The organism is Pseudotabrizicola algicola, assembly GCF_010915705.1.
Lineage (GTDB): Bacteria > Pseudomonadota > Alphaproteobacteria > Rhodobacterales > Rhodobacteraceae > Pseudotabrizicola > Pseudotabrizicola algicola.
Map to the genome: position 1 here is coordinate 1,208,701 of NZ_JAAIKE010000001.1, position 18,319 is coordinate 1,227,019.

The 18,319-nt window shown below is 63.9% G+C and carries 12 protein-coding genes; 3 read left to right on the forward strand and 9 right to left on the reverse strand.

Annotation, left to right across the window (positions count from 1 at the left end):
- Nucleotides 1-12: 12 nt before the first annotated feature.
- The 9 genes from G3572_RS05900 to tpa form a co-directional block, all read right to left on the reverse strand.
- Entirely contained in the window at nucleotides 13-3,444 is a 3,432-nt protein-coding gene (locus tag G3572_RS05900) for a PAS domain S-box protein (RefSeq protein ID WP_205518513.1), read from the reverse strand.
- Between the two features lie 151 nt (nucleotides 3,445-3,595).
- Nucleotides 3,596-4,465, reverse strand: a complete 870-nt coding sequence (locus tag G3572_RS05905) for a dimethyl sulfoxide reductase anchor subunit family protein (protein ID WP_164609697.1) — start codon at nucleotides 4,463-4,465, stop codon at nucleotides 3,596-3,598.
- Nucleotides 4,462-5,202 (reverse strand): 4Fe-4S dicluster domain-containing protein, encoded by a 741-nt coding sequence (locus tag G3572_RS05910; protein WP_164609698.1) that lies wholly within the window; start codon nucleotides 5,200-5,202, stop codon nucleotides 4,462-4,464. The genes G3572_RS05905 and G3572_RS05910 overlap by 4 nt, the downstream gene beginning before the upstream one ends.
- Entirely contained in the window at nucleotides 5,199-7,970 is a 2,772-nt protein-coding gene (locus G3572_RS05915) for a molybdopterin oxidoreductase family protein (protein WP_354003992.1), read from the reverse strand. Before G3572_RS05915 ends, G3572_RS05910 begins: the two co-directional genes overlap by 4 nt.
- A complete protein-coding gene (locus tag G3572_RS05920) occupies nucleotides 7,967-9,064 on the reverse strand; it encodes an acetate/propionate family kinase (protein ID WP_164609699.1) in 1,098 nt (365 codons plus the stop codon). The genes G3572_RS05915 and G3572_RS05920 overlap by 4 nt, the downstream gene beginning before the upstream one ends.
- Nucleotides 9,064-9,804, reverse strand: coding sequence for a sulfite exporter TauE/SafE family protein (locus tag G3572_RS05925; protein ID WP_164609700.1), 741 nt, complete (start codon nucleotides 9,802-9,804; stop codon nucleotides 9,064-9,066). The genes G3572_RS05920 and G3572_RS05925 overlap by 1 nt, the downstream gene beginning before the upstream one ends.
- Complete coding sequence (xsc, locus tag G3572_RS05930) at nucleotides 9,801-11,573, reverse strand: sulfoacetaldehyde acetyltransferase (protein ID WP_164609701.1); 1,773 nt, start codon at nucleotides 11,571-11,573, stop codon at nucleotides 9,801-9,803. Before xsc ends, G3572_RS05925 begins: the two co-directional genes overlap by 4 nt.
- A 94-nt stretch (nucleotides 11,574-11,667) precedes the next feature.
- On the reverse strand, nucleotides 11,668-13,137 hold the full coding sequence (gene pdxR / locus G3572_RS05935; RefSeq protein WP_164609702.1) for a MocR-like pyridoxine biosynthesis transcription factor PdxR: 1,470 nt from the start codon (nucleotides 13,135-13,137) through the stop codon (nucleotides 11,668-11,670).
- A 190-nt stretch (nucleotides 13,138-13,327) separates the two neighbouring features.
- Entirely contained in the window at nucleotides 13,328-14,704 is a 1,377-nt protein-coding gene (gene tpa, locus G3572_RS05940) for a hypotaurine--pyruvate aminotransferase Tpa (RefSeq protein WP_164609703.1), read from the reverse strand.
- 297 nt (nucleotides 14,705-15,001) lie between these two features.
- Between tpa and G3572_RS05945 the strand changes: the two genes are divergently transcribed.
- The 3 genes from G3572_RS05945 to G3572_RS05955 are packed head-to-tail and all read left to right on the forward strand — an operon-like array spanning nucleotide 15,002 to nucleotide 18,109.
- Complete coding sequence (locus G3572_RS05945; RefSeq protein ID WP_164609704.1) at nucleotides 15,002-16,003, forward strand: taurine ABC transporter substrate-binding protein; 1,002 nt, start codon at nucleotides 15,002-15,004, stop codon at nucleotides 16,001-16,003.
- Between the two features lie 52 nt (nucleotides 16,004-16,055).
- On the forward strand, nucleotides 16,056-16,862 hold the full coding sequence (locus G3572_RS05950; protein WP_164609705.1) for a taurine ABC transporter ATP-binding protein: 807 nt from the start codon (nucleotides 16,056-16,058) through the stop codon (nucleotides 16,860-16,862).
- Nucleotides 16,859-18,109, forward strand: a complete 1,251-nt coding sequence (locus G3572_RS05955) for an ABC transporter permease (protein ID WP_164609706.1) — start codon at nucleotides 16,859-16,861, stop codon at nucleotides 18,107-18,109. Before G3572_RS05950 ends, G3572_RS05955 begins: the two co-directional genes overlap by 4 nt.
- Nucleotides 18,110-18,319 lie beyond the last annotated feature (210 nt).

Sequence of the window (18,319 nt, forward strand, 5' to 3'; positions counted from 1 at the left end):
TAGTCAACTGCATCACGGCGCGGGGGGCGCCTTGGCCTCGGCCTCTGCGACGGGCCGGGTGCGTGCGATGGCCCCCGCAAGGGCTTCAAGCGTGACTGGCTTTGTCACCACATCGGCAAAGCCCGCCGCGCGATAATCTTCCAGATGCTGCGCCATGGCATTGGCCGTAACCGCAAGCACCGGGGGCAGGCCCCCTGCTCCTGCCTTGACACGCAATTCGGCCAAGGCGGTCAGACCATCCTTGCGGGGCATGGAAATGTCGAGCAGCACCAGATCGAAGCGGCCCGGGGTCCAGATTTCAACCGCTTCATCCCCGTCGCAGACCAGCGTGACGCTGATCCCAAGCCGCGCCAGCATGGCGCGCATGATAAGGCGGTTGGTCGGGTTATCCTCGGCCAGAAGCGCCCGCAGGCCCGCAAATGCCGCACGCCCGAGGACAAGTGCAGGCCCCCCTTCGCTCTTGTCTTCCGGAACGGTTGCGGGCGGCATCGGCAAGGTCACGGTGACGGTGGTTCCGCGCCCATGGGTGCTGACGAGGCTGATCTCTCCGTCCATCAACGCCACCAGCCGCCGCACGATGGGAAGGCCGAGTCCGGTGCCGCCGAAACGCCGGGTGATGGATTCATCGCCTTGGGTGAATTCTTCGAAAACGCGCGCCGTCTGATCGTCCGTCATCCCGATTCCGGTGTCGGACACCTGAAGCACAATCCGCACCGGATTACGCGCATCCTGCGCAATCGACACCGCGACAGAGCCGGATTCGGTAAACTTCACCGCATTGCCGACAAGGTTATGCACGATTTGCAGCACACGCTTGGCATCGCCCAGCCGCGCGCGTTCCGCCCCCGCACCGAGCGTGATATGGAATTCCACCTCTTTGCGCCGCGCGGTAAGCCCGTGCATCGCCTCGATCCGCGCGGCCAGATCGCGCAAATTCAGCGGGGCAACATCCAGCACCAGCTTTCCGCTTTCGATCTTCGCCAGATCGAGCAGGTCATTCACCACCGACAGAAGATGCGCGCCCGACTCGCGGATCGCCCCCAGCATCCCGCGCTGCGACGGATCGAGAGGCGTTTCGTCAAGCAGCTCGGCCATGCCGAGCACCCCGTTCAGCGGCGTGCGCAACTCATGGCTCATATTCGCGAGAAATTGCGATTTGGCGCGGTTGGCCGCCTCTGCGCGCCCGATCGCTGTGCGCAGGTCGCGTTCGGCCTGCGCGGTGGCGGTGATATCGGTGATGGTGCACACAACGCGGGCAGTCATGCTCGGGTCGGCCAAGACCGCAGCATTCACCGACAAATCCTTCGTCCGCCCGTCCGGCAGATCCACCCGCATGCGCATGTCGCGCACCGCCTGGTCGGAATTGATCGCCAGCCGGCAGGGCAGACCGGAAAAGGAGAGCGGGTTGCCCTCGGCATCCGAAAGCCCCAGGGCCTCCGGATCACACACCTGATTCATCAGCCTGTCCGCGGGCTGTTCGAAAATGGTCTGCACTTCGCGGTTGAAGAACACGATGCGCGCGGCCTCGTCCACGGCAAGGATGCCCGAGCCAGAGGTTTCCGTCAGCTTGGCCAGAAAATCGCGTTCGGCTTTCAGATCGCCCTCGAGCCGTTTGCGCGCACTGATGTCGAGATGAACACCCGAGGTGGCAACCGGATTGCCCTGTGCATCCCATGCAACCGTCTGCCCGCGCGAGGCGACCCAGACCCAATGGCCTTCCTTGTGGCGCAGGCGCAATTCATCCTGAAACTGCCGGATGCCGGCCGCAAAACGCTCCTGCATGTTTCGGTTGAGCATGATCCAGTCATCGGGATGCAACAGACCCTGCCACACGGCATCGGTGACAGGGCCAAGCTCTTCGAGCGTATATCCCAGCATCCCGACCCAGAGTTCATTCACATGGCACAGGCCCGCCACCATGTCGTGATACCAGATGCCCGCCTCTGCCCCTTCGATGATCTCGGCGAGGCGCTGTTCGGCCTCTTTGAGGGCGGACACATCGACATGCACCCCCGACATGCGCAAGGGATGGCCCTCGGCGCTGCGCTTTGACACGATGCCACGCGATTGCACCCAAACCCAGTGGCCCGCGCGGTGGCGCAGACGAAAGACCATGTCAAACCGGTCGGCTTGCCCGCGCGCCACATGCACGACCTTGGCAACGGAGGATTCCACATCATCCGGGTGAAGCATGCTGCTCCACGTCGTCAGGGTGATCGGGGCAAGCTCTTGACATGTCCAGCCCAGCATCGAGGCCCAGCGTTCGTTGACCCGGTTTTCCCATGTCAGGAAGTCGATTTCCCAGGTTCCGGCCTGCGATCCCTCGATCACCTGTGTCAGGCGCTGTTCATTGTCACGCTCGGCGGTGATGTCGATGCGCAGACCCACACGGCCTCCGGTCGGGATCTGCCGGTCCACCACGCGCACAATCCGGCCGTCGGCCAGCAATACCTGCTGGTCCAGCGCCGGCTCTTTGCGGCGCTCCATGACAGCACGCAACAAGGCTTCTTCCTGACCCGCCTCGACAGGCCATTGCCCCAGAGCGATGCCCTCGCGCAGCACGTCCTCGTATTTTCGCCCGGGCACCAACAGGTCCGCAAGTAACGGGTAAATCTCGGAGATCTGGGAATTGATCAGAACCAGACGGTCCTCGGCATCATAAAGCATGAAACCATGCGGCAGCGCCTGCACTGCGGTGTGCAGTTCGGCGCGCGCGCAGAGCGCCTCGTCGCGCACGGCCTGCATTTCGGCCAGATGGGCGCGTATCTCGCTTACATCCTCGGCCAGCATCCACACAAGGCGCTGCCCGTCGCCGCCGGTGAGCAGCAGGCCGCGGACGATGGCCGGAAACTCGCTGCCATCGGGCCGCAAAAAGGGCTGGTCTATCGGGCCGAAACTGCCGCCCGCCTTCAACTCGGCCACCGCCCTGTCGACAACCTCTTCGTGCTTGGCGTTCAAGATCGAACGGATCGGAGTCCCGATCAGCGCCTCGCGCGACCAGTGGCCAAAACCCATAAAGGCCAGATTGGCCTCGAGGATATGGCCGGTTTCATAATCGATCAGCACCACCCCCACGGGCGACAGATCAAACAGACGCCGCAAAAGATCGTCACGGCGGGCAAGTCTGGAGGTGGCGCGTTCTGCCGTCTGCAGATCGGCCGACCGCCGCCGCGCGGCCCTGTCATGCGCGGTCACGGCGCGCAACAAACCCTGCACCCCCCGCATCACGCCGGCTGGGAGGGCCATCGTCACCCCTTCCAGCCGCGCGGGCCCTTGGGTGACAACGGCGGCCCCCGTCATCATGCCCTGCCCCGCCTCCCAGACCTCTGTCTCGATGACCAGCCGAAGCGCAGTGCCCAGTTCGGATGCCAGGCGGTCCAGCACCTTTTGCACGGCACCGTGCAAAGCCTGCGGCTGCGCCTCTTCGAGGATTGCTTCAGACAAATCTGCCGCGGCCTCGGCACACAGGAGCAGAAATGCCTCGGGATCGGTAACGGCTTGGCGTTGGGTATCTGATGCCTGCAGTGCGCTGTCCTCCACCACCCTTCAGCCTGTGATTGCAAGGATGATCGACCTGCGCGTGCAGTTCAAGGCCCTAGCGCCTGCCGTAATACAAACCCACCACATGCTCTGCCTCGGCGAAGAACAGCCAGCGCTGTGCAAAAGCCCCCAAGAGATAGAGAATGATGGCCAGCCCAAAGCCGCCCACCCCCGGCACGACCAGCAGAGCAAGAATGGGCAGGGCCACCCCCACCCCCAAGGCAATGACGCGCAACCGTTTCACATGGCGGCGGCCGACGACATATATCATCTCGCGCAAAAGGTAGCTTCCGGCGGTATGGGCCGGCTCGAAAATCTCCACTTGCCCCAGAGCGCCGAGGCCGGTGGCGCTGCCCAAACTGCTTCGGGCGCGCGCAAATGCGCCATCGCCCACCCGCCAATGCAGCAAAACAGCGCCCGCCACGCCGACCAGCGCCAGAATGGCGGGCATGCGAAAGCCCGCCAGCAGACAACCCCCCGCAAGCGCATAGGCCAGATACAGCAGCGGCACCGACCAATGGTGCCATCGCGGCACCGCACGGATCTGCGCATAGATCATGCCGGTGGCGATCACAGTGGCCATCGCGAGGACGGCCCCGACCCAGCCAAAGCCTCGGGGCAGGCCAAGCCCGAGCCAATCCGACAGGGCCAGCGGGGCAAAGGCAAGCAGCGTCAGCACCGCGCCCCAAGCCTCGCGGCTTAGCCAGCTGCTGCGCCACTGGGTAAAGGCGCGCCATGCCCGCTGCGGATTGCCAAGGTGAAAGGCAGAGGCCGCCAGCCCGATGGTGGCCAGTGCATAGGCAAAGGCCCAATGCCAGAAGGCAGCTGCACCCGTATAGTCATGCGCCGTCGCAAGGAGGGCCAGATAGCCCAGTCCCATGCCCGACAAGACTGTGAAGATAATGACGGAAGACGCTGGATTCATGGAAGTTTCCCCAGAACCCGATCCAGCCATCCGGCAAGGCCGGTTGCCTTGATATCCAGCAGCGGGGCCAGCAGGCTGGCCTGATCGGGGCGGTCTTTCTTGCGCGGCGGCAGGTATTTGTTGGTGGGCCGCGTGGCTTGTTCGGGCATCAGATCATAGCCGCCGCGCGCCGCGACAAGCTGGCTGACGGCGCTTGCAGGGTCCGCCAGATCGCCGAAATGCCGCGCGCCGGTCGGGCAGGTGCGCACGCAGGCGGGCTCACGGTCTTCTTCGGGCAGGTTCTCGTTGTAGATCCGGTCGACGCAGAGCGTGCACTTCTTCATCACCCCTGCCGCCGCATCCATCTCGCGCGCGCCATAGGGACAGGCCCAGGCGCACAGGCCGCAGCCGATGCAGGCGTCCTCGTTCACCAGCACAATGCCATCTTCCGCACGCTTGTAACTCGCCCCCGTAGGGCAAACGGTGACACAGGGCGCATCGGCGCAATGCAGGCAAGACCGCGGGAAGTTCACGATCATCGGTGCCGCCGCCTCTGGCATCACCTGATAGCTGTGAACACGGTTGAGGAAGGTGCCCGAAGGCTCTGATCCATAAGGATTCTGGTCGGACAGCGGCACGCCGTAGCCTTGGTCATTCCAGCCTTTGCAGGCCGTCACGCAGGCCTGACACCCCACGCAGGTGTCGAGATCGATCACCAGACCAAGCGCCTTGTCGGTCTTTTGTGGCAGGCAGGTCATCGCAGCCCCTCCATCGCCAGGGTTCCGAACGCCGGAAGGCTTTCGGCTTGGGCGGGCGGCTCTGCCCGCTCAAGCCGCACGCGCAGGTCAAACCACGCGGCCTGCCCCGTCACAGGGTCAGAGTTCGAATAGCGCATCCCGTCGCCCTTGGCAGGCAGCAGTTCAGAGATCAGGTGGTTCAGCAAGAAGCCGCGCGTGGATTCGGGCGCGTCTTGGGACAGCGCCCATGCGCCCTTGCGCTTGCCGATCGCATTCCACGTCCACACCGTGTGTTCGTTCAGCGCCGCCATATGCACCACCGGCACCGTGATCTGCCCGCTCGGCGATGTGACACGGGCCCAGTCGCCTTCGGAAAATCCGTGCTTCCGCCACAGTTTTGTCGGCACGAACAAGGGGTTATGCCCCCTGATCTGCCGAAGCCACGCATTCTGGCTGCCCCAGCTGTGATACATGTCCATAGGGCGCTGCGTCAGGGCGTGCACCTCGAACCCGAAGGGTTCTGCCGCGTCGCCGAAGGTCGGATACCAGATCGGCAGCGGGTCCATCGCCAGCTTCAGCCGCTCGCGCAGATGATCCGGTGGCTGCACCGCGCCGTGACCTTCCGCAGCAAGCTGAAAGCGGCGCATCGGTTCGGACCAGATGTTGAACAGATAGGGCTGCGGGCTGTCGAACAGACCCACCTTTACCGCCCAGTCCTGATAGGCCGCGTTCCACGGTTTGAAGAACAGCGCCTCCTCTGGCACATGCGCCTGAAAGAAGCCGCCATTCTCGATGTATCGCGCCATCTGGTCTGGGTTGGGCGCGCCGCGCCCCTCCCCGTCGCCATTGCCGCGAAAGCCCATCAGAGGCCCCACACCGGGACGGCGCTGGTGCGACACGATGTAATCGGCGTAATCCCTGAACTTCGGGCTGCCATCCTCGGCGACCATCCCCGGCAGGCCCAGCCGCGCGCCAAGGTCCAGCAGCACCGATTGAAACCCGCGCACATTGCGGTCAGGCTCCACCACCGGCCAGCGGATCGCGTCTCCGGCGGCATCCGGCTCGCTCACCGGACGATCCAGCATGCTGATGCAGTCATGCCGCTCCAGATACGTCGTATCGGGCAGGATCAGGTCGGCATAGGCCACCATCTCCGAAGCATAGGCATCGGAATAGATGATGCGCGGAATGGTATAGCTGCCGTCGGGTTCCTGCGCGGTCAGCATCTGCATGACCTGCGCAGTATTCATCGACGAATTCCATGCCATATTCGCCATGTAAAGAAACAGCGTGTCGATGCGGTAGGGATCGCCCGCCACCGCGTTCGGGATGACCATATGCATCAACCCATGCGCCGAGAACGGATTTTCCCATGAAAACGCCTTGTCGATCCGCGCAGGGCTGCCATCGGGCTTCAGGGCAAGCTGTTCGGGGCCGCGCACATAGCCCAAGTGCGGGCCGGTCAGCGGTTTGCCCGGCACGGCGATGAAATGCGGGGTGGGATGCGCCTCCATCGGCTTGGGATAAGGCGGCTTCATCCGCCAGCTGCCGGGCGTTTCGACAGCGCCCAGAAGGATTTGCAACAGGTGCAGGGCGCGGGCGGTCTGGAAGCCGTTGGAATGGGCCGAAATGCCGCGCATCGCGTGAAAGCTGACAGGCCGGCCGATCATGCTGGCGTGGGCATCGCCGCGGAAATCGACCCAAGGCTGCGCGATTTCAATGGCTTGGTTGAAGGCTACATCCGCCAGTTCCGCCGCAAGCTGGCGGATGCGCAAAGCCGGAACCCCGCAGCGCGCCGCCACTGCCTCGGGCGCATAGTCAGGGGCAAGATAGCGGGCCGCCATGTGCTGGAACACCGTGCGATGGCCCTGCCATTTCGCTCCGAGATCGGGCTGCACGCCTTTGGCCTCCCACGGGGCAGGCGCGCCAGTGCGGCGGTCGATCACAAAGGGTTGCGCCTCGGCATTGCGCACGAACAGGCCCTTGTCGGGGCCTTCCGTCTCGTTGATCAGATAGGCCGCGTTGGTATAGCGCGCGAGATAGTCCAGATCGACCTTTCCCGCCTCGAGCAGGCAATGGATCAGCGACAGAATGAACAGGCCATCGGTGCCGGGCGTGATGCCGATCCAGTCATCCGCCACGGCATTGTAACCCGTGCGGATCGGGTTCACCCCGATTACCCGCGCGCCGCGCGCCTTCATCTTGCCGATCCCGATCTTGATCGGGTTGCTGTCATGATCCTCGGCCACGCCAAACAGCACGAACAGCTTGCTGCGTTCCCAGTCGGGGGCGCCAAATTCCCAGAATGCGCCGCCAAGCGTGTAAATGCCTGCCGCCGCCATGTTGACCGAACAGAAACCGCCATGCGCCGCGTAATTCGGAGTGCCGAACGCCTGCGCCCACCAGCCGGTGAAGGATTGCGACTGATCGCGGCCCGTGAAAAAGGCCAGCTTTTCCGGCGCCTCGTCGCGCAAGGGGCGCAGCCAATCCACCGCCGTTTGCAGGGCGTCTTCCCATGAGATCGGCTCGAACGCGCCCGACCCGCGCGGGCCGACCCGGCGCAGCGGCGTGCGCAACCGGCTGGGCGCGGTCACCTGCATGATGCCGCTGGCACCCTTGGCGCACAAGACGCCCTTGTTGATCGGATGATCGCGGTTGCCCTCGATATAGCTGACGCGGCCCTCTTTCAGATGCACGTTGATCCCGCAGCGGCAGGCGCACATGTAGCAGGTGGTTTTACGAACCTCGTCAGAGACTTGCGGCGATGTGTTCACATATGGCTGGCTCACCTCTGCCCCTCCTCCTCTGTCTGGCACGCCGCGACTTCGATGGCGATCTGACGTTCCTCATCTGCCGGGACGATCCAGATTGCGACCTTTGACGTCGGCTTGTGCAGCGCCCGTTCTCCCCGCGCATTGGCCTCACCGTCAAGGACAGGCCCCAGAAAGGCAAGATGCTTGACGATCCCAGCCCGGATTATCGCATCATTCTCTCCGATCCCGCCGGTGAAGGTGATGGCATCCAGCCCGCCCATAGCCGCGCAAAGCGAGGCGCCGTGACGCGCGGCCCAATAACAGAAATGCGCGATGGCAAAGCCAGCCTCTTGCGTGCCCGCCGCATGCAGCGCCCGCATGTCATTGCTGCCCCCAAGCGCCACCAGACCCGAGGCGCGGTTGAGCATCTGACCCGTCGCCTCGGGCCCGTGGCAGGCCACAAGATAGAGCACGACAGCCGGGTCCAGCCCCCCCGGACGCGTGCCCATCGTCAGCCCGTCGAGCGGCGAAAACCCCATGCTGGAGGCAACAGAGCGTCCTTTTTCAATCGCACAGGCCGAGGCACCATTGCCCAAATGGAATGAAAGCATCCGCTCTGGCAGCCTAGAGCCAGTCATTTCTTGCACTTTTCGAACAATTGCGGCGTATGAAAGCCCGTGAAAGCCGTAGCGGCGCAGGCCCCTTTCGCGCTCGGCAAGCGGCAGGGCATATGTGGTGGCCACCTCGGGATTTCCGGCATGGAACGCGGTGTCAAAGGCTGCGAATTGCGGCAGGTCTGGCCAGAGGTCGGCCACCGCGTCAATCCCCGCCAAGGCCGGAGGATTGTGCAGAGGTGCAAGCCCTGCGCAGTCATGGATGGTCTGCCGCACCCGCGGTGTCAGGCGACAGGTCCGCGTCAGGCTGGCCCCGCCATGCACCACCCGGTGCGCCGCCCCCTTCACCGCGCCACCGGACAGGTTCAGTTGCGCCAACCCCTGCCGCAGCGCCTGTGCATGGTCGGGCGGGCCGCCGCTGCCGATCCGGTCGACATGCGCCTGGGCCTGAAGATCAAGCCCGGCGAACACTGCAAGCTTGAGCGAAGACGACCCGGAGTTGACGACCAGAAGCATCACATCACCGATTTGATGAGACCCGCCCCCGAAAGCAGGGCGAGCAGAAAGATGGCAAAGCGCCGGAAATCCTGCGGGCTTGACCGCGCAAAACGGCGACTGCCAAGGCCCAGTCCGACCAGCATGAACGGCAAACCCAGACCGGCGGCCCAGAAACTGTCACGCGTGATCTGTTCTGCCTGCCACAGCACCGGCAAAGACCACAGATCCAGCGCGGTGAAATAGGCGATGACGGTCGCGCGAAACACCGCAGGCGCCACGGCCTGAGCGGTAAAGAACACCGCGACCGGCAACCCGCCCACCGCCATCCCGTTGGCAAGACCCGATACAGCGCCCACGGCAACATGCGCGCCATCGCCCTGCCTTGCAAGCCGCCAGCCTCCCAGCAGCAGGCCGCACATCGCCAGCACGAAGACCGAAAGCACCGCGCGGCCAAGATCGGGCCCCGCCGAGGCGACCGCCGCCACCCCCAATGGCACCCCGACCAGACAGCCGGCAAACAGCGTTCCCACCCGCCGCCAGTCGATATGCGTCCAGATTCCGCGCACCTGCCCCGCGGTCATTATGATGTCGGCCAAAATGACCACCGGCACAAAGGGCAAGGGGTCTGTCACCAAGGCCACGGAAAGCATGACCAAAGCCGCAAAGCCAAAGCCGGAATAGCCCCGCACATAGCCCGCAAGCACCATGCCTGCCGCAACCAGCGCGGCCTCGCCCCCGCTCAGGCCAAAGGGGATCATACGACCTGCGGTCGCATGTCCGCCGCCGAAATCCCCGCAACCTCGACAGGTTTCTTCATCGCGTCGCGCCGGAAGGGCTCGCCAAGCTCCTGATTGATCATCGCCTCGATCAACGTGGTCTTGCCCGCCTTCTGGTCGGCAAGCGCCGTGGTCAGCGCGTCGCGCAATTCGTCCATCGTGCGGGCCTGCACCCCTTGCAAGCCGCAGGCCCGCGCGATTCCTGCATAGGAAACCCTCTCGTCCAGCTCGGTTCCGACGAAATTGTCATCATACCAGAGGGTCGAATTGCGCTTTTCCGCCCCCCACTGGTAGTTTCGGAACACCACCATCGTAATCGCGGGCCATTCGGGACGACCAATCGCGGTCAACTCTGTCACCGCGATGCCAAAGGCCCCGTCTCCGGCAAAGCCCACCACTGGCACGTCCGGACAGGCAATCTTGGCCCCGATGATCGAGGGCAGACCATAGCCGCAGGGGCCGAACAGGCCGGGTGCAAGATATTTCCGCCCCGACTCAAAGGTCGGATAGGCGTTGCCGATTGCACAATTGTTGCCGATGTCGCTGGAAATGATCGCCTCTCGCGGCAGCGCGGATTGAATCGCGCGCCACGCCATCCGCGGGCTCATCCAATCGGGCTTTGCGTCGCGGGCGCGCTGATTCCATGACGTGCCGGGATCGTCCTCTTCATGATCCATCGACGACAGCGCCTGCGCCCATGCCGACTTTACCTGAGCAATCTTGGCTTTGCGTTCATTGCGCGCATGGTCACCTGCGGTGTTGGCCAATCGCGCCAAAACCGCCTCGGCGACCTTTTTCGCGTCGCCGACAATACCGACTGTCACCTTTTTCGTCAGCCCGATCCGATCCGGGTTGATATCGACTTGGATGATCTTGGCCGTCTTCGGCCAGTAGTCCAGCGCGTATCCCGGAAGCGTTGAGAACGGGTTCAACCGGGTACCCAGACAGAATACCACATCTGCCCCCGAAATCAACTCCATCGCGGCCTTGCTGCCGTTATATCCCAAAGGTCCGGCAAAAAGCGGGTGTGAGCCGGGAAAGGCATCATTGTGCTGATAGCCGACACAAACAGGGGCATCCAGCCGCTCGGCCAAGGCCATGCTGGCTGGAATCGCCCCTGACAGCACCACACCTGCCCCGTTCAGGATCACCGGAAACTTCGCTTCGGACAGCAGGTCGGCTGCGGCCTGGATCGCAGCCTCACCGCCTGCGGGCCGCTCGAATTCCACCACCGCGGGCAGTTCGATATCAATCACCTGGGTCCAGAAATCACGCGGCATGTTGATCTGCGCCGGAGCCGACTGGCGTTTGGCCTGCAGGATGCAGCGGTTCAGCACCTCGGCCACACGCGACGGGTCGCGCACCTCTTCCTGATAGCAGACCATGTCCTTGAACAGCGCCATCTGTTCGACTTCCTGAAACCCGCCCATGCCGATGGTCTTGTTGGCGGCCTGCGGCGTGACCAGCAAAAGCGGCGTATGATTCCAGTAGGCGGTCTTCACGGCTGTCACGAAATTGGTGATCCCCGGACCGTTCTGCGCGATCATCATGCACATCTTGCCGCTCGCGCGGGTGTAGCCATCGGCCATCATCCCGCCCGACCCTTCATGCGCGCAATCCCAGAAGGTAATTCCCGCCCGCGGGAACAGATCCGAAATCGGCATGAAAGCCGATCCGATAATGCCGAAGGCATGTTCGATCCCATGCCGCTGCAGGGTCTTCACGAAGGCTTCTTCGGTGGTCATGCGCATCTGTCAGGCTCCGGCACAAGGATGGTCAGGTGCAGTCTAGCGAGGCCCCCTGTCCGGCCTTAGGGCCAGAGCATGCGTGCGATTAGGTCCAGAATTAACCTTGCCGCACCTGGCCGAGCGCATGGGCAATCCGCGCGATTCCTTCCGGAATGCGCGAGGGCGCGATCGAGGAATAGGCCAGCCGATAATGCTGCCGACTGACCCGCGCCGGATGAAAAAACGCCCGCCCCGCCTCGATCAGCACACCTTCGCCCCGCAGACGCGCCGCCAGCACCTCGGTATCCACCCCGTCGCCCGCCCGCATCCAGATGCTGGACCCGCCAAAGCCGCCTTGCCCCGCCATGCTCAGGCCCTGCTCTGCCAATGCCTCCTCCATCACCTGACGGCGGCGGCGAAACGCCACCCTCATCCGGTTGATCAGCGCATCATAATGCCCATCGGCCAGAAAATAGGCGACCGTGCGCTGGATGTGCCCCGGCGGATGCCGCAAGACCAGCGCGCGCAAGGCCCGCGCCTCGGCGATGAAACTGGGCGATCCCACCAGATAGCCCAGACGAAGCCCCGGAAAGATCGACTTGGAAAATGACCCCGCATAGATCACCCGCCCCTCACGGTCCAAGGACTTCAAGGCGGGCGAAACGGGTTTGAGGAAGGACATCTCGAATTCGTAATCATCCTCGACGATGACAAACCCCTGCCGCGCCGCCGCGTCCAGCAGCGCCACGCGCCGTGCCACCGGCATGGTGGCATTGGTCGGGCATTGGTGCGATGCGGTGGTGAACACCACATCCGCCCCCGCCGGAATCCGCTCCGGCGGCAGGCCGTTCGCATCGACATCCACCGCCACCACTTCGGTGCCGGACGGCTCCAGAATGGCGCGCAGGCCCGGATAGCCGGGATTCTCCACCACCGCCCGCCGCCCCGCCCCCAGCAAGACCTGCGCGGCGATCCAAAGCGCATTTTGCGCCCCCAGCGTCAGCAAGACCTCCTCCGCCCGGGCGGCAATACCCCGGCGCGGCAGGATGCTGCGCAAGACATGCTCGATCAGCATCGGATCGTCCCGCTCGTAGTAATCCGATGTCAGCGCGGCAAAATCGCGCCGCCCCAGCGCGCGCAAGGCACAGGCCCGCCAGTTCTGATGGTCGAACAGGGCGGCATCGGCCTGACCATAGATGAAGGGATAGGGATAACGCTCCCAATCCTCGGGCTTGGCCAGTCGCGCGAGGCCCGAAAACCGCGCCCCGGTCAGCGCGGTGAAATCCACCCCCTCGTCCCGCGCGGGCGAGGAGGGAAACTCCGGCGCACGGGGGGCCGTGTCCGATACGAAGTAGCCGGACCGCCCGCGCGCAGACAGGTAGTCGGACGACACCAGATCGGCATAGGCCAGGGTCACCGTGATCCGGCTCACGCCCAGATGTGCCGCAAGACCGCGGGACGAGGGCATCTTGTCGCCCGGCCGTAACCGCCCCGCCAGCACGCCCTGCACCACCATCGAGCGGATGCGGCTTTGCAGGGTTCCGGCAGTTCCGGGCGGCAGAAAGAACGCTTCGGCGGGAATGGGCATGATCTGGCCTTATGAGCTCTAAGACCAGAAACGCCACACCCGCCCCGAGGTCAAGCCTGACCTCGCTTGCACCTTCCCCGGATACTCCCGCGCAAAGCGCAGACCGGAGGAGGCGCGTCACGCGCCGACAACACAAAAAGCACATTCTCTGCCCCTCTCGGGGCAGAGAATTCCGCTTGCTTTACCCGCCTCAGCCGCAGACCCGCGTCAGGGCCTGATCGATCGCATCGGTGATCTGGTCGATATCATCGGGCGAGGCGATCAGCGCAGGAGACAGGCACAGCGTGTTGTTCAGCCCCGGCAAGGATCGGTTGGTCGCCCCGATGATCACACCCTGCGCCATGCAATCGGCGACCACTGCCTGCACCTTCTTCTCGTCCAGAGGCTCCTTGCTGGCACGGTCCGCCACCAGTTCCGCCCCGAGAAACAGGCCCTTGCCGCGCACATCGCCGATCACCCGATGCTTTTCCATCAGGGCGCGCAGATTGTTCAGGCACCGCTCGCCCATGGCGATGGTGTTGTTGAGCAGATCCTCGTCCTCGATGATCCGCATGTTCTCCAGCGCGGCCGCCGGCCCTGCCGTGCAACCGCCAAAGGTGGAGATGTCGCGGAAATAGCTCATGGTATCGGTCGGGTCATCCTTGAACAGGTTGAACACCGCTTCGGTGGTCACCGTGCAGGAAATCGCGGCGTAACCACTCGCCACCCCCTTGGCCATCGTCACGAAATCGGGGCGGATGCCGTAATGCTGATAGCCGAACCACGTGCCGGTGCGCCCGACGCCGCAGACGACCTCGTCGATGTGCAGCAAGATGTCATACTTGGCGCAAATCTGCTGCACCCGTTCCCAATAGCCTGCAGGCGGCACGATCACACCGCCCCCCGCCGTGATCGGCTCAAGCACCAGACAGCCCACCGTGTCGGGGCCTTCGCGCAGGATCACCTCCTCGATCGCATCGGCGGCGCGCTCGCCATAATGGGCGCCATCCCATTGCGCGCGATATTCCAGACAATGCGGCACCATCACAAAACCATCGGGATAGGGCCCGTATTGCGCCGCGCGCTGCGCCTGCCCCGAAGTGGCAAGCGTGCCGATCGTCGTGCCGTGGTAGTCGCGCTCGCGATAGAGGATCTTCCACTTCCTGCCGCCATGATGCTTGTGCGCAATCTGGCGCACCATCTTGTAGACCTTCTCGTTCGCCTCGGACCCCGAGTTCGAATAGTAGACCCGGCTCATCCCCGGCATCTTCTCGATCAGACGCTGAGCAAAGCGCGCGCCGGGCACCGATCCGGCGGCACCCGCGAAATAATTCATCTTTATCAACTGGTCGCGCACCGCATTGGCAATGCTCTCGCGGCCATAGCCGACGTTCACCGTCCACACGCCACCCGAGACCGCATCCAGATGCTCTTTACCGCGCGCATCCCACACCCGCATGCCCTTACCTTCGATGATGACCCGCGGATCAACCGTCTCATAGGGTTTGTGCTGGCTCAGATGATGCCAGACATGCGCGCGGTCGGCCTCGACCACTGCCGAAATATCATTGCTGCTGTAGCCGTCCATGACCGTGCCCCTGTTTGCCTTGCCTGTCAGGCCACGCGCCGGTTGGCTGGCCTTTGGCGCAGCATCCGCCTTTGCGGCGGGCAATCGTAGGGCCAGACGAAGTGCCGCGATAACGCCAGTTGCAAAATCATTTGGCGCAAGGGGAAAGCGTGGCAAAGATCAGGACATGTCGGCCTGACAGGTCTGGAACGCGCTGTTCCAATTTCCTGAAACCCTGTCGCGCCGCTGGACAGCACCGAACCTGCCCCGACCAATGAGGGCAAGGCCCAACATCAACCCAACAAGGAGAACCCAAGGATGACTATCCGCAAGACACTGACAAGTGCTGCCGCCACTGTGGCCCTGTTGGCAGGCACAACCAGCGCGATGGCGATGGACGAGGTGACGATCGCCTATTTCATGGAATGGCCGATGCCGTTCCAGTACGCCAAGGCCAACGGCACTTTCGATGAAGCGCTTGGAATGAAGGTGAACTGGGTTGCCTTCGACACCGGCACCGCGATGTCGGCGGCGATGGCGGCGGGCGATGTGCATATCGCGGTATCGCAGGGGGTGCCGCCCTTTGTCGTCGCGACCAGCGCCGGCCAGGATCTGCAGATCATCGACGTGGCTGTCAGCTATTCCGACAATGACAATTGCGTGGTGCGCAGCGATCTGGACATCACCAAGGACAACGCCGCCGATCTCGCGGGCAAGAAAGTTGCCGTTCCGCTTGGCACCGCCGCGCATTACGGCTTTCTCAAACAGATGGACCATTTCGGCGTCGATCTGGCCAGCCTCGAGATCATCGACATGGCCCCGCCCGAAGGGGCTGCGGCCATTGCCCAAGGCTCTGTCGACATGGCCTGCGGCTATGGCGGCGGTCTGAACCGCATGAAGGAACATGGGAACGTCCTGCTCACCGGCGCGGAAAAGGAAGAACTCGGCATCCTCGTGTTCGATGTCACCTCCTCGCCAGCCTCGTTTGTCGCTGAAAACCCCGATGTGGTTGCCAAGTTCCTCAAGGTGGTGGCCGACAGCAATGCCATGTGGAACGAAGGGTCCAAAAAGGCCGAAATGCTGCCCGTCATCGCGCAGGATGCCGGCATGGACGAAGCGACAGCCGAAAAGGACATGAGCACCTTCGTTTTCCCCTCGGTCGAAGACCAGCTTTCCGCCAAATGGCTCGGGGGCGGCGCGCAGGAGTTCATGAAGGGCGTCGCCGAGGTGTTTGTCAGCGCAGGGTCGATCCCCGCCGCTCTGCCCAGCTATGATACCACTGTCAACACCGGCCCGCTCGCGGCAGCAAACGGCATGTAAGCCCCAAGGGGCGGCCCACACCAGGGCCGCCCGTCACGTCACCGGAGGGCCTATGTCCGGACTGCTTATCGACAACATCTCGATGCGTTTTGACCTGCCGAACGGCAAGGCGGTGCAGGCGCTGCAAAACGTCTCTCTCGACCTCAAACAGGGTGAACTCCTCTCGGTGCTGGGGCCGTCGGGCTGCGGCAAGACCACGCTCCTCAACATCCTTGCAGGGTTTCTGGCACCCACCGAAGGGCAGATCGTGCTGGGCGGCACCCGCGTGACCGGGCCCGGCCCCGAACGCGGCATGGTGTTTCAGCAAGGCGCGCTGTTCGAGTGGATGAACGTGCGCCAGAACATCGACTTCGGCCCCCGCATGAAGGGAATGCCAAAGGCAGAGCGGGACCGGATCACCGACCATCTGCTGGAAACCGTGGGTCTGCACGACTTTGGCGAAAAGGCGGTCTATGAACTGTCAGGCGGTATGCAGCAGCGTGTGGCGCTTGCCCGCGGTCTTGCCAATGACCCCGATGTCATCCTGATGGACGAGCCGCTTGGCGCGCTTGACGCGCTGACGCGCGAAAAGATGCAAGGCCTCGTGCTGAAACTGTGGAAGGAAACCGGCAAGACCGTGATCCTCATCACCCATTCGGTCGAAGAGGCGCTACTGCTGGGCGAGCGTCTGCTTGTGATGGCCCCGCGCCCCGGCCGCATCTTCCGCGAATACGCCCTGCCCTTTGCCGAACGCGGCGTCACGATGGACCTGCGCGAAGTCAAGAAATCGGCGGGGTTCGCCGAAACGCGCGAGGAAATCCTGTCGATGATCTGGGGCATGGAAGAGGAAATCATGGGCCGCAAGGACGGTGCCGCATGATGGTTCTGGTCTTCTACATCGCGATCTTCGTCGCCTCCATGCTGGTCTGGGGCCAGATCAAGCGCCACCGGAACCGGCATGACTTCACCTCGCTCAAGACGGTGACCTTCGGCGATGAATCGGCGATCCAGCCCGACCGGGTGGCCAGCGTCATCTCGGTTCTGTCGGTCTTCCTGATCTGGGGGGCCTTTACCGGATCGAGCATCGTGCCGCTGCATGTGCCGGGCCCCTTCGTGGGAGAGGCAGGCTTTACCTATACCGCCCGCGCGCCCGACGGGTCCGAGGCCGATGCCGAGGTGCGCATCACCGTGCACGAGGCCGGCGTGGTTCCCGCCCTGCCTGCGGTGCCTGAGGGCGAGGGCATTGCCAAGGGTGATGCCGCCGTAGTGCAGGCCTGGCGGTCGGTCCTGCTGCGCGTCCTCGACAATGATGCCGACGGCGCGCAGGTGGTCGCGATCAACGGCCAGCCGATCAGCGCCGACGACCGCATGAACGTGACCGGCGGAACGGTCACCCTCACCGCGCGCGGCTCGCTCAACTTTCAGGCCGACAAGGGCATGCAGATGGAGCCGATCTGGCTGCCCGCGCCCGAGGCCGTGGTGGCGCGCTTCATCGAGATCGCGGGCAACGGCTACCAGAACACCTCGCTCTGGGGACACCTTGGCGCCTCGCTTGCGCGAGTGATGGCAGGCTTCGTGCTGGGGTCGCTGGTGGGCATCCCGCTGGGCTATGCGATGGGGCTCTCGAGCTGGTTCCGCGGCTGGTTCGATCCGATCGTGGAGTTCATGCGCCCCGTGCCGCCCTTGGCGCTGATCCCGCTGGTCATCATCTGGTTCGGCATCTGGGAGACGGGCAAGGTGGTGCTGCTCTTCCTCGCCGCGCTCTGGATCATGACCATCGCGGCCCGCTCGGGCGTGTCGGGGGTGAAGCTTTCGAAGATCCACGCGGCCTACTCCCTCGGGGCCAGCAAGGCGCAGATCCTGCGGCATGTGATCATCCCCAACAGCCTGCCCGATATCTTCACCGGGGCGCGGGTGGCGATGGGGGTCTGCTGGGGAACGGTCGTCGCGGCGGAACTGGTGGCGGCCCAGAAAGGCGCCGGCATGATGATCATCGCGGCCTCGAAATTCCAGCTCACCGACATCGTGGTGATGGGGATCATCCTGATCGGGATCATCGGCTACGGGATCGACATCCTCATGCGGATGGCCGAGAAAAAGCTGGTGCCGTGGAAGGGGCGCGGCTGAGGGACGCCGCTGTGTTACAGACGCGCCTTTCCTTTCACATCAAAGACTTGCCTCGCGGTCTTCAAGGTCTGTTAAGAAATGCCTTGCAAGGCGGCGGGCGCACGCTCCCCTGCCCCAGCCGCCGCCGCCCTGCCCTTGCCGCGGCAGCACAGGCGCACCGCCGCCCGCCCCGCGCAGGCCGCACTTAGGCTTGCTGCTTTGCGAAATACT

What these genes read in the sequence shown, in the direction of transcription:
- G3572_RS05905 (WP_164609697.1), bottom strand. Translation starts at nt 4,465, where the DNA reads ATGAATCCAGCGTCTTCCGTCATTATCTTCACAGTCTTGTCGGGCATG.
- G3572_RS05910 (WP_164609698.1), bottom strand. Translation starts at nt 5,202, where the DNA reads ATGACCTGCCTGCCACAAAAGACCGACAAGGCGCTTGGTCTGGTGATC.
- G3572_RS05920 (WP_164609699.1), bottom strand. Translation starts at nt 9,064, where the DNA reads ATGCTTCTGGTCGTCAACTCCGGGTCGTCTTCGCTCAAGCTTGCAGTG.
- G3572_RS05925 (WP_164609700.1), bottom strand. Translation starts at nt 9,804, where the DNA reads ATGATCCCCTTTGGCCTGAGCGGGGGCGAGGCCGCGCTGGTTGCGGCA.
- xsc (WP_164609701.1), bottom strand. Translation starts at nt 11,573, where the DNA reads ATGCGCATGACCACCGAAGAAGCCTTCGTGAAGACCCTGCAGCGGCAT.
- pdxR (WP_164609702.1), bottom strand. Translation starts at nt 13,137, where the DNA reads ATGCCCATTCCCGCCGAAGCGTTCTTTCTGCCGCCCGGAACTGCCGGA.
- tpa (WP_164609703.1), bottom strand. Translation starts at nt 14,704, where the DNA reads ATGGACGGCTACAGCAGCAATGATATTTCGGCAGTGGTCGAGGCCGAC.
- G3572_RS05945 (WP_164609704.1), top strand. Translation starts at nt 15,002, where the DNA reads ATGACTATCCGCAAGACACTGACAAGTGCTGCCGCCACTGTGGCCCTG.
- G3572_RS05950 (WP_164609705.1), top strand. Translation starts at nt 16,056, where the DNA reads ATGTCCGGACTGCTTATCGACAACATCTCGATGCGTTTTGACCTGCCG.
- G3572_RS05955 (WP_164609706.1), top strand. Translation starts at nt 16,859, where the DNA reads ATGATGGTTCTGGTCTTCTACATCGCGATCTTCGTCGCCTCCATGCTG.